The following is a 17,732-nucleotide window of genomic DNA, read 5'->3' on the forward strand; positions in this document are numbered from 1 at the left end:
TTTTTATTATTTCGCGATGGCTTCTTTTTTACGCATTGTATGTTTTGCTCCCCATTCATGCATAGCATTTAGAATTGGCTCCAAACTCCTACCATACTCTGAAATCGAATACTCCACTTTAGGAGGAACTTGTGGGTATACTTTACGCACAATTATATCTTCCTTCTCCAAGTCGCGTAATTGACTTGTGAGCATCTTTTGTGTGATATTTGGGACTCGTCTTTTCAGCTCACTAAATCTCATGGTTCCTTCGTGCAGTAAGAGTAACAAAATAAGCGGTTTCCATTTGCCTACAATAATCCCTAAGGCATCATCTACACGGCAAAGTTCTGGTTCTAATTCCATATATACCCTCCTTAGTATCCTTTTGTATACTATACCACCATTAAGTACGTACTTACAATTATTATCGCATTGTTTTATACTAAGATCATAAGAGAAAGGTGGATATCGATGAAAAATTATGGTGTAGATGATACTAATGGAATGGAATTCGGACTGTATACACTGGGCGATCATATGCCAAATCCATTGACTGGTGAGCGTATTTCCGCCAAGGAACGCATTCAAAATATTATCGAGGCAGCTACATTAGCCGAGCAGGCCGGACTCGATTTTTTTAGCATTGGGGAGAGCCATCAAGAATATTTCGCTACACAAGCACATGCCGTCATTCTTGGAGCCATCGCTCAGGCAACAAATAAAATCAAAATTGCTAGTTCTGCCACAATTATTAGTACGTCTGATCCAGTCCGCGTGTATGAAAATTTTGCGACACTCGATTTAATTTCTAATGGTCGTGCTGAAATCATTGCAGGACGCGCCTCCCGAATCGGTTTGTTCGAATTACTCGGATACGATGTGCAGGATTACGAAGCCCTTTTTGAAGAAAAGTTTGATTTGTTATTGCAAATTAATGAAAATAAACGTGTAAATTGGCAAGGGGAGTTTCGTGCACCACTCAGAAATGCCGAAGTACTGCCGCGCCCGGTTTCTGGCTCTATGCCCATTTGGCGTGCGGTTGGTGGGCATCCGGCGAGTGCAATAAAAGCAGGAATCGCAGGTGTACCAATGGCTCTAGCGACACTTGGTGGTCCAGCAAGCATTTTCAAAAGGACAGTGGATGCTTACCGAGATGCTCTAGGGCGTGGTGGTTTTGAACCAGCTGAGTTCCCTGTATCCGTTACCGGTCTTTTTTATACCGCGGAAACAACACAGCAAGCGCAAGCCGAGATGTACCCGTACATTAACGAGGGCATGAAACTTAGCAATGGTAGCGGTTTTCCAAAACAGACATTTGCACAAGGAGCTAGTACGAAAGATGTCTTAAATGTTGGTAGCCCACAACAAATTATTGAGAAAATTCTTTATCAGCATGAGCTTTTCGGACATCAGCGCTACATGGCACAGCTTGATTTCGGTGGTCTTCCTTTTGAAAAAGTGATGCAGAACATTGAGCGCATTGGAAATGAAATTTTGCCTGCTGTTAAAAAATATACATCAAAATAAGGAGTGATAAATAGATGAAAATCGTTGCTTTGTCAGGTTCAAAAGTTGGTTCTAAAACAAGAACAGCTATCGATTATGTGGTGCAAGAAATCAATAAAAAAGAGAATGATATAGAGGTAACACTGCTTGACCTCGCCGATTATGATATTATCTTTAGCGATGGTAGGAATTATCTTGATTATGAAGGAGATACTGCTTTCGTGACGCGCGAACTCATGTCCGCAGATGCGATTATCATTGGGACACCGATTTTTCAAGCATCTATTCCAGGTACGCTAAAAAACATTTTTGACCTCCTTCCTGTGGATGCTTTTCGTGATAAGATCACAAGTATGGTTCTAACAGCCGGCTCCTCAAAGCATTATTTAATCGGCGAATATAATTTGAAACCTATCTTAGCCTACATGAAAGCACAAATTGTCCCATCCTATGTTTTTATTGAGGAAAAAGATTTTTTACGTGGACAAATTACTGAGGATGATGTCCTGTTTCGCCTTGAGCGTCTCGTGGAAGACACCATTTTACTAACGAAAACATACACAACTATGCGATTAGAACAAGAATCCCATTACGATTTTTGATAGATTAGAGACATGCTTATGACGCTTCAATTTGCGGATTGAGCATGTCTTTTCTACTTAAAATATTCACAGTAGAATCACCTGTAACTATAAAATTGGAAAAGCCCATACCCTATTTACAAATTAAATGATTGCAATGCAGCATATCATACCCGTGTTCTCCATAACTTTATTTTTTTGCAAAACAAATTTTAATAATTCTAAAAACATATTGTTTTTTCTGGCAAAAACGTTCATAATGGATAGATATAATGGTCTAGGCATTTTTAGAAATCGCGTTAACAGAATACTTAGCCAAATGAATTAAATCAGGAGTGTGAAAAATGAAAGTTATTAAATTCGGCGGAAGTTCGCTGGCTTCGGCTGCGCAACTACAAAAAGTATACAAAATCGTGGTAGGGGATTCGAAGCGAAAGTTCGTTGTTGTATCAGCTCCTGGTAAGCGTTTTGCAGATGATGTGAAGGTAACGGATTTATTAATTGATTGTGGCGCGAAACATCTCTTAGGGGAAACGGCGTCGGATTTGGAGCAGGAAGTGTTGGCTCGCTATGCATCAATTGCAGATGAGCTTGGGCTTGGCGAGGAAGTGATGGCGCGAATTACGCGGGATTTCAAGGAACTTCTATCATCGGATAAGAGGAATCCTGATCGGTACATGGACCGGATTAAGGCGAGTGGTGAGGATAACAACGCCAAACTGATTGCGGCGTTTTTCCGTAGTCAAGGAACAGAGGCGCATTATGTGAATCCGAAAGACGCTGGGCTTTTTGTGACGGATGAGCCGGGAAATGCGCAAGTTCTATCGGAGAGCTATGATAACTTGTACAAGTTGTTGGAACGCGATGGGATTGTTGTTTTTCCGGGGTTCTTCGGTTATACGAAGGATGGCGAAATCAGTACGTTTTCGCGCAGTGGCTCGGATATTACAGGGGCAATTGTGGCGAATGGTGTGAAGGCGGATGTTTATGAGAATTTCACCGATGTGGATGCCGTTTATGCGGTAAATCCTTCGATTGTGCATAAACCGAGCGCGATTGTGGAGCTGACGTATCGGGAAATGCGTGAACTGTCTTACGCTGGTTTTTCGGTATTCCATGATGAGGCGCTCGTCCCAGCCTTCCAAGCGGGAATTCCTGTGCAAATTAAAAATACGAATCGCCCGGAATTGCCTGGTACGCGTGTGATTCATCATCGGGAAAATACGAATGGACCTGTCGTTGGGATTGCGAGTGATGGCGGTTTTTGCAGTATTTATATTACGAAATATTTGATGAACCGTGAGATCGGGTTTGGTCGCAAAGTCTTGGAGATTTTGGAAGATGCAGGCTTGACCTATGAGCATATGCCTTCTGGGATTGATGATTTGACGATTATTTTGCGGGAAAATCAGATGGATCGCCAGACAGAGACAACCGTTTTAGATCGCTTAAAAAATGAGTTATCATCTGATGAGGTCATTATCGAGCACGGCATCGCGCTTGTCATGGTTGTTGGTGAGGCGATGAAGCATAACGTCGGAACTACGGCACGAGCTTCGAAAGCTTTATCTGAGGCACACGTCAACATCGAGATGATCAACCAAGGGTCATCTGAGGTGAGCATCATGTTCGGCGTGAAAGAAGAGGAAGAGAAAAAAGCAGTACGTGCGTTGTATAATGAATTTTTTGACGCAAAATAAAAAAGAGTTTAGGACATAACCCAGATAAATCGGCGACAAGCGTTCGCATTGTTGGGGCTCTTCGAATGGTAATGAGTTAGAGCCCCAATATGCCTATGAGTATCACGAATAGGCGTTCCTTCATGGGATTTAGAATAAGGATGCGGTATATCGTGCGGTTCTGCTACACAAGAGCAGTTTCGCTTAACTTCTCGCATGGTCGAGGAAACTACCCTCTCCCTGTTTTCAGTCATCACATACACCAGTATGCGCAGCTCTCCGGCTTCCACCAAATCCCCTGAATACAAACGCTTTCGCTCGATTTGTATAAAGCAGAATTTTCGTCCTACCCGAAGAAATGGGAGGGCGCTTTTACTTTGTCTTGAGTTTTGTCTCAGCCTCGTTTTGCATTTATATCTAGTCTTTTGCACCTGCCCAACTAAAACGCATAATAATATGGCGGATAAACCAGTAGAGTGGGCCGCAAGATACGAGCAGTGGTACATAGATAAGCATCATTTGCCAGTCGAAAATCGATACGAGCGAGAAGAATTTGCCACCGAATAGGAATAAGCAGACAAACGCAGCCATCATTGTTACTACGAGTACTTTTGTTTTGCGTCCGAACGGGTGACCGACGCTGATTAATGCGACGAAACATGTTGCGCCTGTTAGCATCACATTCATTGTTGATGTTTGCGCGAAGCTTAAGCCTAGCATGTTTCCGAAGCCTAGAATCAGCATGATATACGTGATGACGCATGTGGCTGCGGGCACGGATGTTTGCAATACTTTGTGGAGAAATTGCCCTTTGATGCGGTCGTAGTTGGGTTTTAAAGCTAAGAAGAATGACGGGATTCCAACTGTTAGCGCCGAGATTGGGCTGAGTTGAATCGGTTGGAACGGATACGCGCCTGCTAGGAAAATGAACGCGAGTGCCAGTACCGTCGAATACATTGTTTTGATGAGGTAAAGGGATGCGACGCGTTCAATATTATTAACAACACGTCGGCCTTCACGCATCACGCCAATCATCGAGTCGAAATTATTGGATAAAAGGACAAAATCGGAAACGCTACGTGCGGCGTCACTACCTTCTGCCATCGCGATGCTACAGTTCGCTTCTTTTAAAGCAAGCACATCATTAACGCCATCGCCAGTCATCGCCACTGTGCGACCTTCATTTTTGTAAGTACGAATCAAATCTTTCTTTTGATGCGGTGTTACGCGGCCAAATACCGTATATGCTTCGATAATTGGCAACAAATCGGCATCTTCCGCCACTTCACTCATATCAATGTATTTATCGCCATCCGCAATGCCCGCCCGAACTGCAACATTCGAAACCGTCACCGGATTGTCTCCTGAAATAACCTTGATTGACACACCTTCCGCGGCGAAAAAGGCGAACGTATCTGGCGCTTCTTCGCGAATATTATCCGCAATCAAGATGAACGCTAGCAACTCGCACTGATCCGGCAGAACGCTTTCCGTCAGCGTTTCCAAAGAATGTGCCACGGCCAAAACTCGAAAACCTTGATGCGCATATTCATCTAATTCCTGCCGGTTTTCTGCAGATAAATCTCTGAAAATAAACTCCGGCGCACCGATCAAAAACGTGCCCTTCTCCGTAAAACTACAACCACTCCATTTACGCGCAGAGGAAAACGGAATACGCTTCTCAATCTCCCATGCAGGATTCTCTGTGAAATGTTTACCGAGGGCAATGCTGGTCGCGTTATTATCCGAAAGCGAGCCAACGATAGCGCCAACACTAGCATCGATCTGTGAAGACGTCATACGCGGATGCTTCAACACGATATCTGTCACATCCAATTTTCCATCTGTAATCGTCCCCGTTTTATCCAAGCAAAGCACGTCCACACGCGCCAATGTCTCAATACACGGCATCGATTTCACGAGCACTTTCTGCTTCGCCAAGTTGATGACCCCAACAGCTAGCGCGATACTCGTCAACAGCACGAGCCCTTCTGGAATCATCCCAATCATCGCGGCCGCCGTTCCGAGCACCGATTCCTTCAGCGGCAATCCTTGAAAATACTTCGAGAAAAACAGCGCCAATCCAATCGGAATAATGATAAACGTCAATACCTTGATAATTTTCTTAATCGAGCGGATTAACTCGCTATCTGGCCGTTTCTCCTGTTTGACTTCCATTGAAATTTTCGATACAAAGCTATGTTCTCCGACAGCTGAAACCTTCACGTACGCCTGTCCACTGACGATATAGCTGCCAGACATCACGTAGTCATCCGAGCGTTTCACAACAGGTTCAGCCTCACCGGTCAATTGCGATTCATCAACCTCCAAACCGTCCGTCTGAAAAATCATCCCATCCGCACAAATCTGGTCTTCGCGATTCAGAACCATCACATCTCCAAGCACGAGCTCGTCCTGTTCCAGTTCACAAAGCTTGCCATCACGCATGACTTTCACTTTTGCCTGCGTCAAAATCGTCAGTTTGTCAATATTCCGCTTCGCCCTAATCTCCTGAAAAATCCCCATCGATGTATTGCATAGCGCAACGCCGAGAAACAGCAGATTTTGATAACTTCCCACGAGAATAATAAAGCTTGCGATAACGACATTTATCATATTAAAAAGTGTAAACGTATTGTCCCGTATAATGCCTAACACACTGCGCGTTAACGGCTTGAGTGCGTGATTGACCTGTCCATGTTTTACTCGCTCGGCAACCTCGCTGGAAGTTAAGCCTGCTGGTGTTTTCGTTTTATTTCCCATCTCACCAGATCCTTTTCGCTTTAGAATGCATTCCCATAACTCTGTATATTTTATTCATGTCCAGATTATATCAGAGAAAAATAAAAATACGATGAGATTTGCCTCTTTTTCTCATAGTTTCTCTGACTTTTATCACATATACTAATACTACCCTTTTTTCCGTCATTAGATTCCATAAAAATCATTTTTTTCATTTCTGTCCATTTTGATGACAAGATTGAATTCCCCAATTTCGGTATTCATGGTTTAATGGTTATAGAGGCAGTTAAGGAACGCCAAAAAAATTGCAGGAGGAGATACGATGAAAACAAATACTTTAACATTAGATACAAAAATACAAGCCGGAAAATTCCTAACATCCCTACTCGAGTCAGATATCGCCAAGGAAAGATTGGAATTAAAGAAGAATGACAAAATCGAATTAACAGCAACGAACGACACGCCATACATCTTTGTCATTGTAGCTGGTGTTGCTGGTATCTTCTCCAACGCAAATGTAGCGATTGACTTTGCTGGCGAAGGTGATTTACTGGATTACAATGTTTACTCTAGCCAACTATTTGGAAAAGCTTTGACAGACGAAGTAACGGTTTGGAGATTTACACAAAGTGATGTATTTAATAAAATCGCGCAGAATTCAGAGATTCAATTGCAACACTACCACATGCTACAGACGATTCAACGCCGTTTAGAAAAGAAGCAAATCCAAGCAACTTTAGATACGAAAAATAGGATCGCTGCGTTTATCCACACATTAGCGACACGTTACAACCCGAAAGCGGATGACCAAGGTATGATCGAATTGCCGAGATATTTATCAAGAAAAATGATTGCGAACTATGCTGGTGTGAGTCTTAATACGCTGACAAACCACTTGCAACAATTGATGGAAGAAGGCCGTGTTATCTTTAATGCCCGCGTACTTCTAATTGGTGAAGAGAACGAAGCTTAAAAAATAGGTCGAATAAAAAATCATGCTTAGCGCTGGACTAAACATGACTTTTTATTCGACCTATTTATCTGTTACTACTACATAAGTGACGCTAATCGGTCCATGAACGCCGACGACCAGTTGCATCTCGATATCGCCTGAATTCGACGGGCCTGAGATGAAATTGATGGAAGAACCAATTTCCTGACCGCTCGCAATACGCGCATCATAATAGTCTGCCGCTTGCGTGGAACGTGGAACAATCTTGCTTTTTGGAACAATCGCAATGTAGTGTACTGGTAAAAAATGAAGCGTCCTGCCTTGCTTAGGACTCGACTCCACAACGACCGAGCCACTTTCTGCGAGAAGAAAATCTGCGAAAGCAATCGCAATATTCGCGTCAGCAGCCGTAGCAATGTTCGCCGCACGATTTTCCCGTCCTTCTTTCCAAATAGATACGGAGCAATCATGCCACGCATTATCCGCTAAATTCTGTAATCCGAATTCGCCGAATCGTGGATCATCCGCAATAAGCACCGACTCGTTACCATAATTGGTAGCGATTTTTTCGATGTGCGCTGCTAGTTCCGCGACAGTCGTTTCCACCACATCGGTATGAATCCGTGAACAAGCCTCTTTCGCAATCACCAGCAACTCATCCTGCGTTTTCCCAACAAGCGTCTCATCCGCAATATTATGCACGCGTTCAGGTCGCACCACACCAGTTCGGCGCCGCTCCCGACCCAATTTCTCCGCAATCCCATTCAAAAATGCTTCCCGGTTATCCGTCGCTGTCATTTCGCCGCACCTCCCTGTTCCCGATTTTTATACCATGACCTGAAATTATCGCGCTCTTTCGGCGGTCTCGGCAAATCACGCACGCTCGTCCAACCTTTAATCAAGCCAAATCCACCGGAAATAAAGCCGCCATATTGATATAAATTTTCCGTCGTAGAAGACGGTTTCGCGCCAAGAACACCCAGCCCGACATGGCCAAATTTGAGCGCCTGCTTAAACAAGAACGGCGACGAGGTAGCTTTTGCGATGAAGCGCATTTGCTTATCCACGAAACCATGTCCCATTTTCAGCTCGTCCGTCATCACCCGCCGATGTTCAACCAGCAAGCCATGAAGTGGAATTTTGACAGGGCACGTATCCGTACAAGCACCGCACAGACTCGATGCGTAAGGCAACTCGCCAAACTGTTCGTAACCGCCAAGAACCGGCGACAGCACCGCACCAATCGGACCTGGATAAATCGAGCCGTAACCATGACCACCAATCGTCCGATACACCGGGCACACATTCAAACACGACCCACAGCGAATACATTGCAACACCGACTGAAACTCCGTACCTAGCGCCTCCGAACGTTTATTATCCAGAATCACCACATGAAAATCATCCGGCCCATCCGATTCCTCCGTCAATTTTGGCCCCGAAAAAGTAATGTAACTCGTCAAACTCTGACCGACCGCACTGCGCGACAACAAATTATCCATCACTTCCGCGTCCGCCATATTCGGCACAATGCGCTCCATCCCCATCAACACAATCTGCGTATCAGGAATGCTCTCGCATAAATCCGCGTTCCCCTCATTCGTCACCAAATTCACCATGCCACTGCTCGCAATCGCAAAATTACAGCCCGTAATCCCGACATCCGCATCTAGGAAAAATTCCCGCAACACCTCGCGAGCAAACCGCGCCATATGCTCCGGCTCATTGTCCCCGTCATACCCTAGCTTCTCCTTAAAAACCAGCCGAATCTGCTCCCGGTTCTTATGTATATCCGGAAAAACAATATGCGACGGCTCATCCCAATCATCCATCTGTAAAATAAATTCCGCGAGATCCGTCTCCATCACCGAAACCCCGTCCATTTCAAGAAGCAACCGATCCAAATCAATCTCCGTCGTCACCATCGATTTCGACTTCACGATTTTCTTCGCATTTTTCTGCCGAATCACGTCTTTTACATAATCCGTTGCCTCCTGCTCCGTCGACGCAAAAAATACCTTGCCACCGTTCTTCGTCACATTATCGCTAAACTGCTCCAAGTAAAAATCCAAGTTCTCAAGCGTATGTTGCCGAATCTGTTCTCCGAGATCACGCCACTCTTCCCAGTTTCCCAAGTTCTCCCGCGATGTTTCCCGTTTCACCCACTGGTCATCCTGCGCCTTGGCGACCGCTTTTTGCATAAACGCATCATCCAGACTCTCCTTCACCCGCGTATCAAAATCCTTCGTACTCGTCGATAATCCCATTTCCAAGAATCCCCCTTAACCGATTGCCCGAACAGGCTTTGTGACATTACTATTCAACACTTCCGCGATATGCATAATCTTGATTTCCTTGCCCTCACGATTGAATTTCCCACCGATATTCATCAAACAACCCATATCCGCGCTGATTAGAATTTCCGCATCCGTCGCCACGACGTCCATCATTTTTTCCTCCACCATCTGCTCCGAAATCGCCGGCATCTTCACTGAAAAAGTGCCACCAAAACCGCAGCAATTTTCCACGTGTGGCAATGGCACGAGTTCCAATCCACGCACCTCCGCAAGCAACGCATACGGCGCCTCTTTTTCGCCTAAAATCCGCGTCATATGGCACGAACGATGATATGTAGCCTTGCCTTCGAGCGTCGCGCCAACATCCGTTACGCCCAACACATGATATAAAAACTGTGAATATTCATAGGTTTTCGCGCCAAGTTCCCGCGCCGCATCCGCATATTCGGGGTCATCTTTAAAAATCTCCGCATACTCCCGTATCATTCCGACACACGATCCCGATGGCCCAACCACATACTCCGAATCCTTAAAAGCCTCCAATTGATTGATTAACGTCGCCCGCGTCTTCTCCATGTAACCGCTGTTATAAGTAGGTTGCCCACAACACACTTGCGACTCCGGAAAATCCGTCTCACAACCAAGTCGTTCCAAAGATTCCACCATCGCAATCCCTACATTCGGAAACATCATATCCACAAGACACGTTGAAAAAATACTGACCTTCATACTATACGCCTCCATCATCTTTTGCATCTTCTTCTATCATTAAATTCTAGCATAAAAAATAGTGAAAAACGAATGGAAACCCTTGAAGAATAACGATTATCCGCATACAATGGATAGAAACATAGACAAATAGCCACTTCCTAATACATCTAATACCCAAACAAAAACCACTGAAAAACGAGGTTTAAAAGTGGTTTTCCCTGTATTTATCCTTATTTTCTAATCTAAAAAAACAACTTTCCGATGCAGTCTCCCCACATCAAAAAGCTGTTTTATCCCCAAACAAAAATATTCCCCACAAATCGCATTTTTTAATGGCATTATCTCACCGAAAGCGCTACTATTAAGAGGAGTTAGCTAATCTACCAACAATGAAATATAATAATGATACAATTGTTGCACAACACTGATTGCTTGCTCATAATCGCGATCTTCCAGCGCAACCAAAATAAGTTCCACAGCCTCAACCGTACACATAGATGAAGTCAACAAAAATTTCTTACCAAATATATCATCAAACGCCGTTAGTTGCTCATTAATCGTTCTCAAACTCTTACCTAAGCTGCTCATATTAGCTTGTTCGCAAAGTTCTAAATAGAACCCCTCACACGCGTTAATATAAGCTGTATAATCACGATTCTGAACCCCAACCTTCATCACTTCTAAGTGTGCACTCAATGGGCTCTTCACAATCGGAATATTCGTTTCTTTTAATCGTTGGATAATGTACTCCATATTCAAAAACATAATTTGAAACCGACCCGAGTAATAAAACTCTTTACTATGCGTTTCTTTCACATCATACATAGTTGCCGTAAGCTGATTCAACAGTCCTCTTTGACATAACAACTGGAGCGCTTGCTCTGCAATATGGCTCGACACACCAAATTCAGCTGCCAAATCCTGCACCTCAATCGTGTCACCAATTTCATATTTTTGGCAAAGAACTGCCGTTTTTATAGAAGCATAAATCTCATCTGCTACACGATCATTGTTTAGAATCATAATTATTACCCGCTTTTCCGCTTATTATTATCTCTATTCATTGTAAACTATATACACCTACTAAAAAAGAGGTGGCTCTCTCAAAGTTGTCTTTGAAGAACAGCAAAAATAAGAAGTTCGATTAACCGAGAAAGGATGATGTCACCATGAACGGTATTTTAGAAAAAGATAAAGAACGCCAATTGCTCATCATTAAAGTCCTTTTATCCGATCACAAAATCTGGGACCGTCAAGAAATTTGCAAACTCGTGCGCTGTTCCAAAAAAACGCTCGCCCGCGAAATGAAAAGTCTAGAAAATTCCCTACCCGACAAATGGCAACTTATCAATACAAATGAAGGCATTCTTCTAGAAAAACCATTCGATGAAAATTTTATTCACCTTTTCTCCGCCTTCTTTTCAGAAACGTATTTATTCCGACTTTGCTATGATATTTACGATGAAAAAGAGATTTCGCTCGCCGTCTGGTGCCAAGAAAATTTCGTCAGCCCGGCAACAATCTACCGTAAGCTAACGCCCGTTCACCGCTATTTAAAATCGATTCACCTGCAACTCGAGAATAAACCGCTTCACCTCATTGGCAAAGAATCGCAAATCCGCTTCCTATATTACGACTTATTCTTCAATGCCTATCCCGCTCAAGACCTGTTTTTCATCGACATCAACTGGGAAATTATCGATGGCTTTATTGAAGATATTATGCGAAAATTAGATATATATTTTTCACCAGCAGCAAAAATTCAATATGCCGCTTGGGTTGGGCTTTCCCTCACTCGCATCAAACGTGGTTACCCAATCGATAGTCGTGGCACGAGAACTACGCGCACATGGAAAGTATATAATGAACGTAACGACCTCGCTGAAGCTTTTCAAATACTTTCAGACGCGACTCATATCGAGATTTCTGAATCCGAATCCATTTTTATCTTATCTTGTATTTTCTTTTGTTCTAAATCCTATAATTCCGAAAAATCTAGAACGGCGCGAATCGAGACGAGTAAAGAAGCAAACCCAGTGACTTATCGTCTTGTCGAAGCTATTTTCAATATTTTGCCGAAGATTGGCTGGGACGAGGATGATTTAATGGTTAGTCTCATTGACACTTTTTCTATGTTTCATGCCGTCGAAAGCCCGCTTTTCCTTGCACAAGAACGTTTTTTAATCAAGGAAGAACACGTTTTATCCCCTGATTTAGAACAACAGATTGCGACTATTTTCCAAACATTCGCCCAAGAACCAGTGTACGCTTACTTACGCGAAAATCACGATGTCCTAATGTATCGCATCGGAATAAGCATCCAAACCGCGATGGAACGAACGGCGCGTCCAGCTGTCCTAACCGCAAAAATTTTCTCACAAAACGGCTTTTTATGGGAGGATCTTGTGAAGAAAACCATTCGCTCACGCTATTCCGCGCAACAACTCATTATTGTTGGTAGTGGGCACCCACAAGCCGATTTCATCATTACCGACTTGCCATTACCTCATAATACCATCCCGCAACTCGTCTGGAATACCAACCCGACATTGCGCGACTGGCAAATGCTCGATGCCTATCTCAACGAAAAAACACAGCAAAAAGAAGAACTACTGTAAAATCAAAAAGGAGCTGATACCCACATGTTACAAGTCAATAACGTATCCAAACTATTCGGCGAAAAAACAGCCGTCGATGATTTACATTTCCAGATTAACGAAGGCGAAATACTCGGTCTAATCGGTCAAAACGGCGCTGGTAAAACAACAACATTCCGCCTTATTCTTAATTTTCTACGTCCAAACAGCGGTGAAATTCTCTGGGATAACCAAAACATCTCCAAAATAAACACAGACATCATTGGGTATTTGCCAGAAGAACGTGGCCTTTATCCAAACGTTACTATTGAAGACCAAATCACCTTTTTCGCGGAGTTAAAAGGCTATTCTCGCGCTAAAATTAAGCCCGAAATCGATCTTTGGATGGAACGCGCGGAAATCGTCGGCAAAAAGACCGATCTTGTCAAGACGCTATCCAAAGGGAATCAGCAAAAAATCCAACTAATCAGCACGATTATTCACCGTCCAAAACTGGTCATTCTAGACGAACCATTCAGCGGCCTCGACCCCGTCAACGCCGAAATCCTGAAGAAATTCGTGTTTGATCTCAAAGAAGACGGTGCAACCATTATTTTTTCGAGTCACCGCATGGAAAACGTCGATGAATTATGCGACTCACTCGTGATGCTAAAACAAGGAAAAACCGTATTACGCGGCAAATCCGAAGACGTAAAAAACAGTTTTGGGCGCAAACGAATCATGCTAGACGCGCCACATCCAACAGAAGCATTAGCCGCCTTACCTGGCGTCACGCAAATCGAAAATCACAAAGGCATCCGGATCGTTCACCTAGCAGAAGAATCTGATGCCAACACCGTATTTGATTTCGTCACAAAAGATGGTTTCATTCCAATGTTTAGCTTAGAGCCACCAACACTCGAAGAAATTTTCAAATGGAAAGCAGGTGAGACGAATGAGTAAATTCTGGGTCATAACATCACAAGTCTACAAACGTCGCGTCAAAACAAAATCATTCCTAATCTCACTTCTACTCCCACTACTTATCGGTGCGGCAATCTTCGCCCTACCAAAAATAGTTGACTACTTCGGCGGTGGTGACGAGCCAACAAAAATCGCCGTAATCTCTGAAAATCCAGCTTTTTCAATGGCCATCGCAGCAGATAAAGCTAATTTCAAAGTCGATAAAAAAATCGATACCGAAAAGAAAGCCAAAAAAGCACTAACAGACGGCGATATCGAAGGCTTCGTGACCATCACACCACTTGGCAATGAAGTAAGCGCCGTCTACACATCCCAAGAAACGGCAGGAAACTCACTCATCACGGCCTTACAAAATGACATAACAACCGTGACACTGCAACAGAAAATCAAAGAATACAACATTACGGAAAAACAACTCGCGAGCCTCACAACACCAGTACCCGTCAAAAATGAGTTGCTATCCAATGATCAATTAACCAACAGCCAAAAAGAAGCGATGAGCGCAGCGATTTTGATGCTAACACTCGTTATTTTCATCTTCGTGATGAGTTACGCTAGCATTGTTGCAGCAGAAATCGCGAACGAAAAAGGCACACGGATTATGGAAATCATTTTATCCAGTGTCTCATCAACTACCCATTTAATGGCCAAATTGACCGCTATTTTACTCATGTTGCTCACCCAGATTGCCTTTTATGGACTATGTATTGCGGTTGTCATGATTGGCGGTAAAAATACCGAGATGATTCAAGGCATACTGGACCAACTAGCCCAATTCCCGACATATTATCTGATTCTAAATATCCTGTTCGTCGTGCTCGGCTTGCTACTCTACATCCTACTTTCAGCCATTATCGGCTCGATGGCACCGAACGTTGAAACCGTGTCACAATTCATGTATCCGATGACGATGTTTGCCATTGTTGGCTACTGGGGGTCGATTGCAGCCGCAAATGCACCGAATAATATGCTCGTCGTGATTGGTTCTTACGTGCCGACGTTCTCACCAATGATGATGCTTGCCCGAATGGATTTGCTCGCCGTGGACGCCACCGGTATCTTCATCTCACTCGGTATTCTTGTCCTAACCAACGCCCTAGCATTCTGGCTAGCAATCCGACTTTACCGCGGCAACGTACTTCTTTATACAAACGACGGCCTACTCAAAACTTGGAAAACATCCTTAAAATATGCGAAACGCGACTAGAAAAGAGGTTTTATCATGTTAATCCGAAAATCAATCCAAGAAGATGCTGCGGGAATGATTGAACTCGAGCATCTTGTCTGGACCGCTGGAACAACACCCGGCGAAATTCATTACAATACAGACGCCGAATACCTGCTAAAAAATCCACCTGGCTCCAAAGTAGTTGCCGAAATCGATGGACAAATCGCAGGTATTCTAGGCTACCACTCACCGATCCCACTAAAAAGTAACGAACACGTTTGGACGCTCGATATTGCAGTACATCCCAATTTCCAAAAACACGGTGTCGGCTCTGCCCTCATGGAAGAGCTATACCGCATCGCCAAGGCTGAAAACAAGAAGAAAATCTCCTTACGCGTCCTATCAACAAATGAAAAAGCCATCCAATTTTATACGAAACATGGTTTCCAAAAAGAAGGCCAACTTCACAATGAATTTATAATCGATGGCAAGTATGTAGATGACATTTTTATGGCGGTTTTCCTCTAATTTCGATTACTTTTGGCCATTAAAATTAGCTCGTTTTTCCACCCATCCTTATTTTGGCATATATCCAATGTATCATTTTTTACTATTTATGTTTCAACTTTGCGAAAAGCGGCTAATGTATAGTATCAATAGCGATAGAGGGTGATTGGATGACAGAATCGCACAGACTGAAGAACAAGCTTATAGGTGAAAAGGACAAATTAGCCACACGAGCCAAAGGTCAGTTTAGTAAGTTAACCAATGACATTGTCGGAGCAGCCCGTATTTAAGATGGATGTTTGAAACGTAGTAAGAAATTCGATTATCCAACGATTATTGTTTGCACAAGTTATACGTTTCTCCTATCTCCCTATTCTCGTTAACGAAAGCGATATTTGTTTCTAATGAATATCGTGCGAGAGAGTCTATATGTTTTGTCTCACTTTTAGTGCATATAGATATATGGATGGAGTTACCATAACTTTGCTATAGTCGGATATCGTCTGGTGAAGGAAGTTTTTAAGTAATTGGTCAGTCTTGCGGGAGCTTGAGGAAGGCCACGGTAAATGAAAAGGTCGCGTCAAGAGTTTTATCCACTCGTTAAGGCAAGGAATGCGGAATCTCGATACGTCGCTCCAACTATATTAAATATTGTTTTACCTCACTTTTTAATATAGCTCGCGAAAAAGTTTCGTATTCAACCATTGAATTCTAAACTTAGTTATATGGTAGTCATATCTACTAGTCCAAAGTTGTCTAGTAAATATCTGGATTTTCCAATTCTATCTACCAACTATTTTTAGATATTCTATCGTATTCCGATTTATTTAAACCAATTACTCAGGCAAATTCCGGCACATCACGAGGAAAGAGGATGAATAGGTTTTGACCCTTTAACAACAGGTCATTTCCTACTTCATCCTCTTTTTTTGTTATTCTAATTCGACTCGCAAATCCCCACTCCGCAACCAAGACGATCGCAACAAGAACGGCCTAGCCACAAGTGCAATCGCTGCTGGTATCACAACCGCGACAATTAAAAATGCGCCAAAAGATAACCAACCGTAATTCGCAATCAAGAAAAGCGGTGCAACAAAGGCGCATAAACCAAGTCCCGCAACCTCTGCCGATGCTTGCAAATGAAAGACGAGGACGCCGATTGGACTCGCAATAACCGCCGAAATAAGTGGCACAATCATCACCGCCGGCCGTTTAATAATGTTTGGCGTCTGCAATTTTGGCGTACAGATCAATTGTGCAAAAAACGCGCCCCAATTATTATCCCGGAATCCCAGCACCGCAAAAGAAACAAATTGTACCGAACAGCCTATCAAGGCCGCAGCACTCGCCGTCGGGTCCAACTGTAAAGCAATCGCAAGCGCCGCCGATGAAGCCGGACTCAGAATCAAAATTGCGAACACGAGCGCGATCACCATCGACGAAAGAATCGGTGAACCGTCCACAAGCGATGTTATCCCACCACTCACCGACGTCAAAACAGGCGCCATAATCTTCGAAAAGAGCAATCCGCTAATCCCCCCTGATAGTAGTGCCGCAGCAGGAATTAAAATCATATCAAAATTCGTTTTCCCAGTCACCCGTTTTCCAACCCAAACCGCAACAATAACCGCTAAAATCGCGCCAATCGGTTCACCGCCAACAATCGAAAATCCACCATTTTCAAGCGCCAGTATCGCGCCCCCACCAATGACAGATGCCGCAGCCGCACTAATCACAACTAGCGTATTCGCACCAAGACATATCGCAATTCCCACGCCAAGCCCAGGAATCAATAATAACTTTCCAACAGCCCCAATTTCCGTTAACCACGTAAATCCGACCATCTGCCCAATCGTCTGTAATAATAAACCCATACCAAGTGTTACTAAAACCGCATTCGCTATCCCCATAGACGCCTTATAAGAGCGGTCCACAATATAATCCTTCATGCCTTATCCCCTTTTCTCGTTTAATCCTTTCCATCTTACCGAGAATATAGTGTGAAAGCAAAGAAAGTTTTACCTACTAAACAAAAATAAAGATAAAT

The 17,732-nt window shown here is 43.5% G+C and carries 15 protein-coding genes; 8 read left to right on the forward strand and 7 right to left on the reverse strand.

Annotation, left to right across the window (positions count from 1 at the left end):
- Positions 1-6: 6 nt before the first annotated feature.
- On the reverse strand, positions 7-345 hold the full coding sequence (locus HPK16_RS06315) for a winged helix-turn-helix transcriptional regulator (protein WP_181676161.1): 339 nt from the start codon (positions 343-345) through the stop codon (positions 7-9).
- A 108-nt stretch (positions 346-453) separates the two neighbouring features.
- On the opposite strand from HPK16_RS06315, the gene HPK16_RS06320 reads away from it, so the two are divergent.
- The 3 genes from HPK16_RS06320 (at position 454) to HPK16_RS06330 (ending at position 3,769) form a co-directional block, all read left to right on the forward strand.
- A complete protein-coding gene (locus HPK16_RS06320; protein ID WP_181676162.1) occupies positions 454-1,509 on the forward strand; it encodes an LLM class flavin-dependent oxidoreductase in 1,056 nt (351 codons plus the stop codon).
- A 14-nt stretch (positions 1,510-1,523) separates the two neighbouring features.
- Positions 1,524-2,090, forward strand: a complete 567-nt coding sequence (locus tag HPK16_RS06325) for an NADPH-dependent FMN reductase (RefSeq protein WP_181676163.1) — start codon at positions 1,524-1,526, stop codon at positions 2,088-2,090.
- Between the two features lie 323 nt (positions 2,091-2,413).
- Positions 2,414-3,769: an aspartate kinase gene (locus tag HPK16_RS06330; protein WP_181676164.1), complete on the forward strand. Its 1,356-nt coding sequence runs from the start codon at positions 2,414-2,416 to the stop codon at positions 3,767-3,769.
- A gap of 396 nt (positions 3,770-4,165) precedes the next feature.
- On the opposite strand, the gene HPK16_RS06335 is transcribed toward HPK16_RS06330, so the two are convergent.
- The gene (locus HPK16_RS06335) at positions 4,166-6,511 is read right to left on the reverse strand and encodes a cation-translocating P-type ATPase (RefSeq protein ID WP_181676165.1); all 2,346 of its coding nucleotides are present in this window, start codon (positions 6,509-6,511) and stop codon (positions 4,166-4,168) included.
- A 301-nt stretch (positions 6,512-6,812) separates the two neighbouring features.
- Here HPK16_RS06335 and HPK16_RS06340 point away from each other — a divergent pair, with 301 nt between their 5' ends.
- Positions 6,813-7,463 (forward strand): Crp/Fnr family transcriptional regulator, encoded by a 651-nt coding sequence (locus HPK16_RS06340; protein WP_181676166.1) that lies wholly within the window; start codon positions 6,813-6,815, stop codon positions 7,461-7,463.
- A gap of 60 nt (positions 7,464-7,523) precedes the next feature.
- On the opposite strand, the gene HPK16_RS06345 is transcribed toward HPK16_RS06340, so the two are convergent.
- From HPK16_RS06345 to HPK16_RS06360, 4 genes are all read right to left on the reverse strand, one after another.
- Positions 7,524-8,240 carry a LutC/YkgG family protein gene (locus HPK16_RS06345; protein ID WP_181676167.1) on the reverse strand — a complete coding sequence of 239 codons (717 nt, stop codon included), beginning with the start codon at positions 8,238-8,240 and terminating at the stop codon, positions 7,524-7,526.
- The gene (locus HPK16_RS06350) at positions 8,237-9,709 is read right to left on the reverse strand and encodes a LutB/LldF family L-lactate oxidation iron-sulfur protein (protein ID WP_181676168.1); all 1,473 of its coding nucleotides are present in this window, start codon (positions 9,707-9,709) and stop codon (positions 8,237-8,239) included. Before HPK16_RS06350 ends, HPK16_RS06345 begins: the two co-directional genes overlap by 4 nt.
- Positions 9,710-9,724: 15 nt before the next feature.
- A complete protein-coding gene (locus tag HPK16_RS06355; protein ID WP_181676169.1) occupies positions 9,725-10,468 on the reverse strand; it encodes a (Fe-S)-binding protein in 744 nt (247 codons plus the stop codon).
- Between the two features lie 357 nt (positions 10,469-10,825).
- Positions 10,826-11,473 (reverse strand): GntR family transcriptional regulator, encoded by a 648-nt coding sequence (locus HPK16_RS06360; protein WP_181676170.1) that lies wholly within the window; start codon positions 11,471-11,473, stop codon positions 10,826-10,828.
- A 146-nt stretch (positions 11,474-11,619) separates the two neighbouring features.
- On the opposite strand from HPK16_RS06360, the gene HPK16_RS06365 reads away from it, so the two are divergent.
- The 4 genes from HPK16_RS06365 to HPK16_RS06380 are packed head-to-tail and all read left to right on the forward strand — an operon-like array spanning position 11,620 to position 15,706.
- Positions 11,620-13,068 carry an AcpB/EbpR/MafR family transcriptional regulator gene (locus HPK16_RS06365; RefSeq protein WP_181676171.1) on the forward strand — a complete coding sequence of 483 codons (1,449 nt, stop codon included), beginning with the start codon at positions 11,620-11,622 and terminating at the stop codon, positions 13,066-13,068.
- Positions 13,069-13,092: 24 nt separating this feature from the next.
- Positions 13,093-13,989: an ABC transporter ATP-binding protein gene (locus tag HPK16_RS06370; RefSeq protein ID WP_181676172.1), complete on the forward strand. Its 897-nt coding sequence runs from the start codon at positions 13,093-13,095 to the stop codon at positions 13,987-13,989.
- The gene (locus HPK16_RS06375) at positions 13,982-15,217 is read left to right on the forward strand and encodes an ABC transporter permease (RefSeq protein WP_181676173.1); all 1,236 of its coding nucleotides are present in this window, start codon (positions 13,982-13,984) and stop codon (positions 15,215-15,217) included. The genes HPK16_RS06370 and HPK16_RS06375 overlap by 8 nt, the downstream gene beginning before the upstream one ends.
- Before the next feature lie 15 nt (positions 15,218-15,232).
- Positions 15,233-15,706 (forward strand): GNAT family N-acetyltransferase, encoded by a 474-nt coding sequence (locus tag HPK16_RS06380; protein ID WP_181676174.1) that lies wholly within the window; start codon positions 15,233-15,235, stop codon positions 15,704-15,706.
- A 911-nt stretch (positions 15,707-16,617) separates the two neighbouring features.
- Here the strand turns inward: HPK16_RS06380 and HPK16_RS06385 are convergent.
- Entirely contained in the window at positions 16,618-17,634 is a 1,017-nt protein-coding gene (locus HPK16_RS06385) for a PTS sugar transporter subunit IIC (protein WP_181676175.1), read from the reverse strand.
- Between the last annotated feature and the right edge of the window lie 98 nt (positions 17,635-17,732).

Source organism: Paenilisteria rustica, assembly GCF_013820765.1.
Classification (GTDB): Bacteria; Bacillota; Bacilli; order Lactobacillales; family Listeriaceae; genus Listeria_A; species Listeria_A rustica.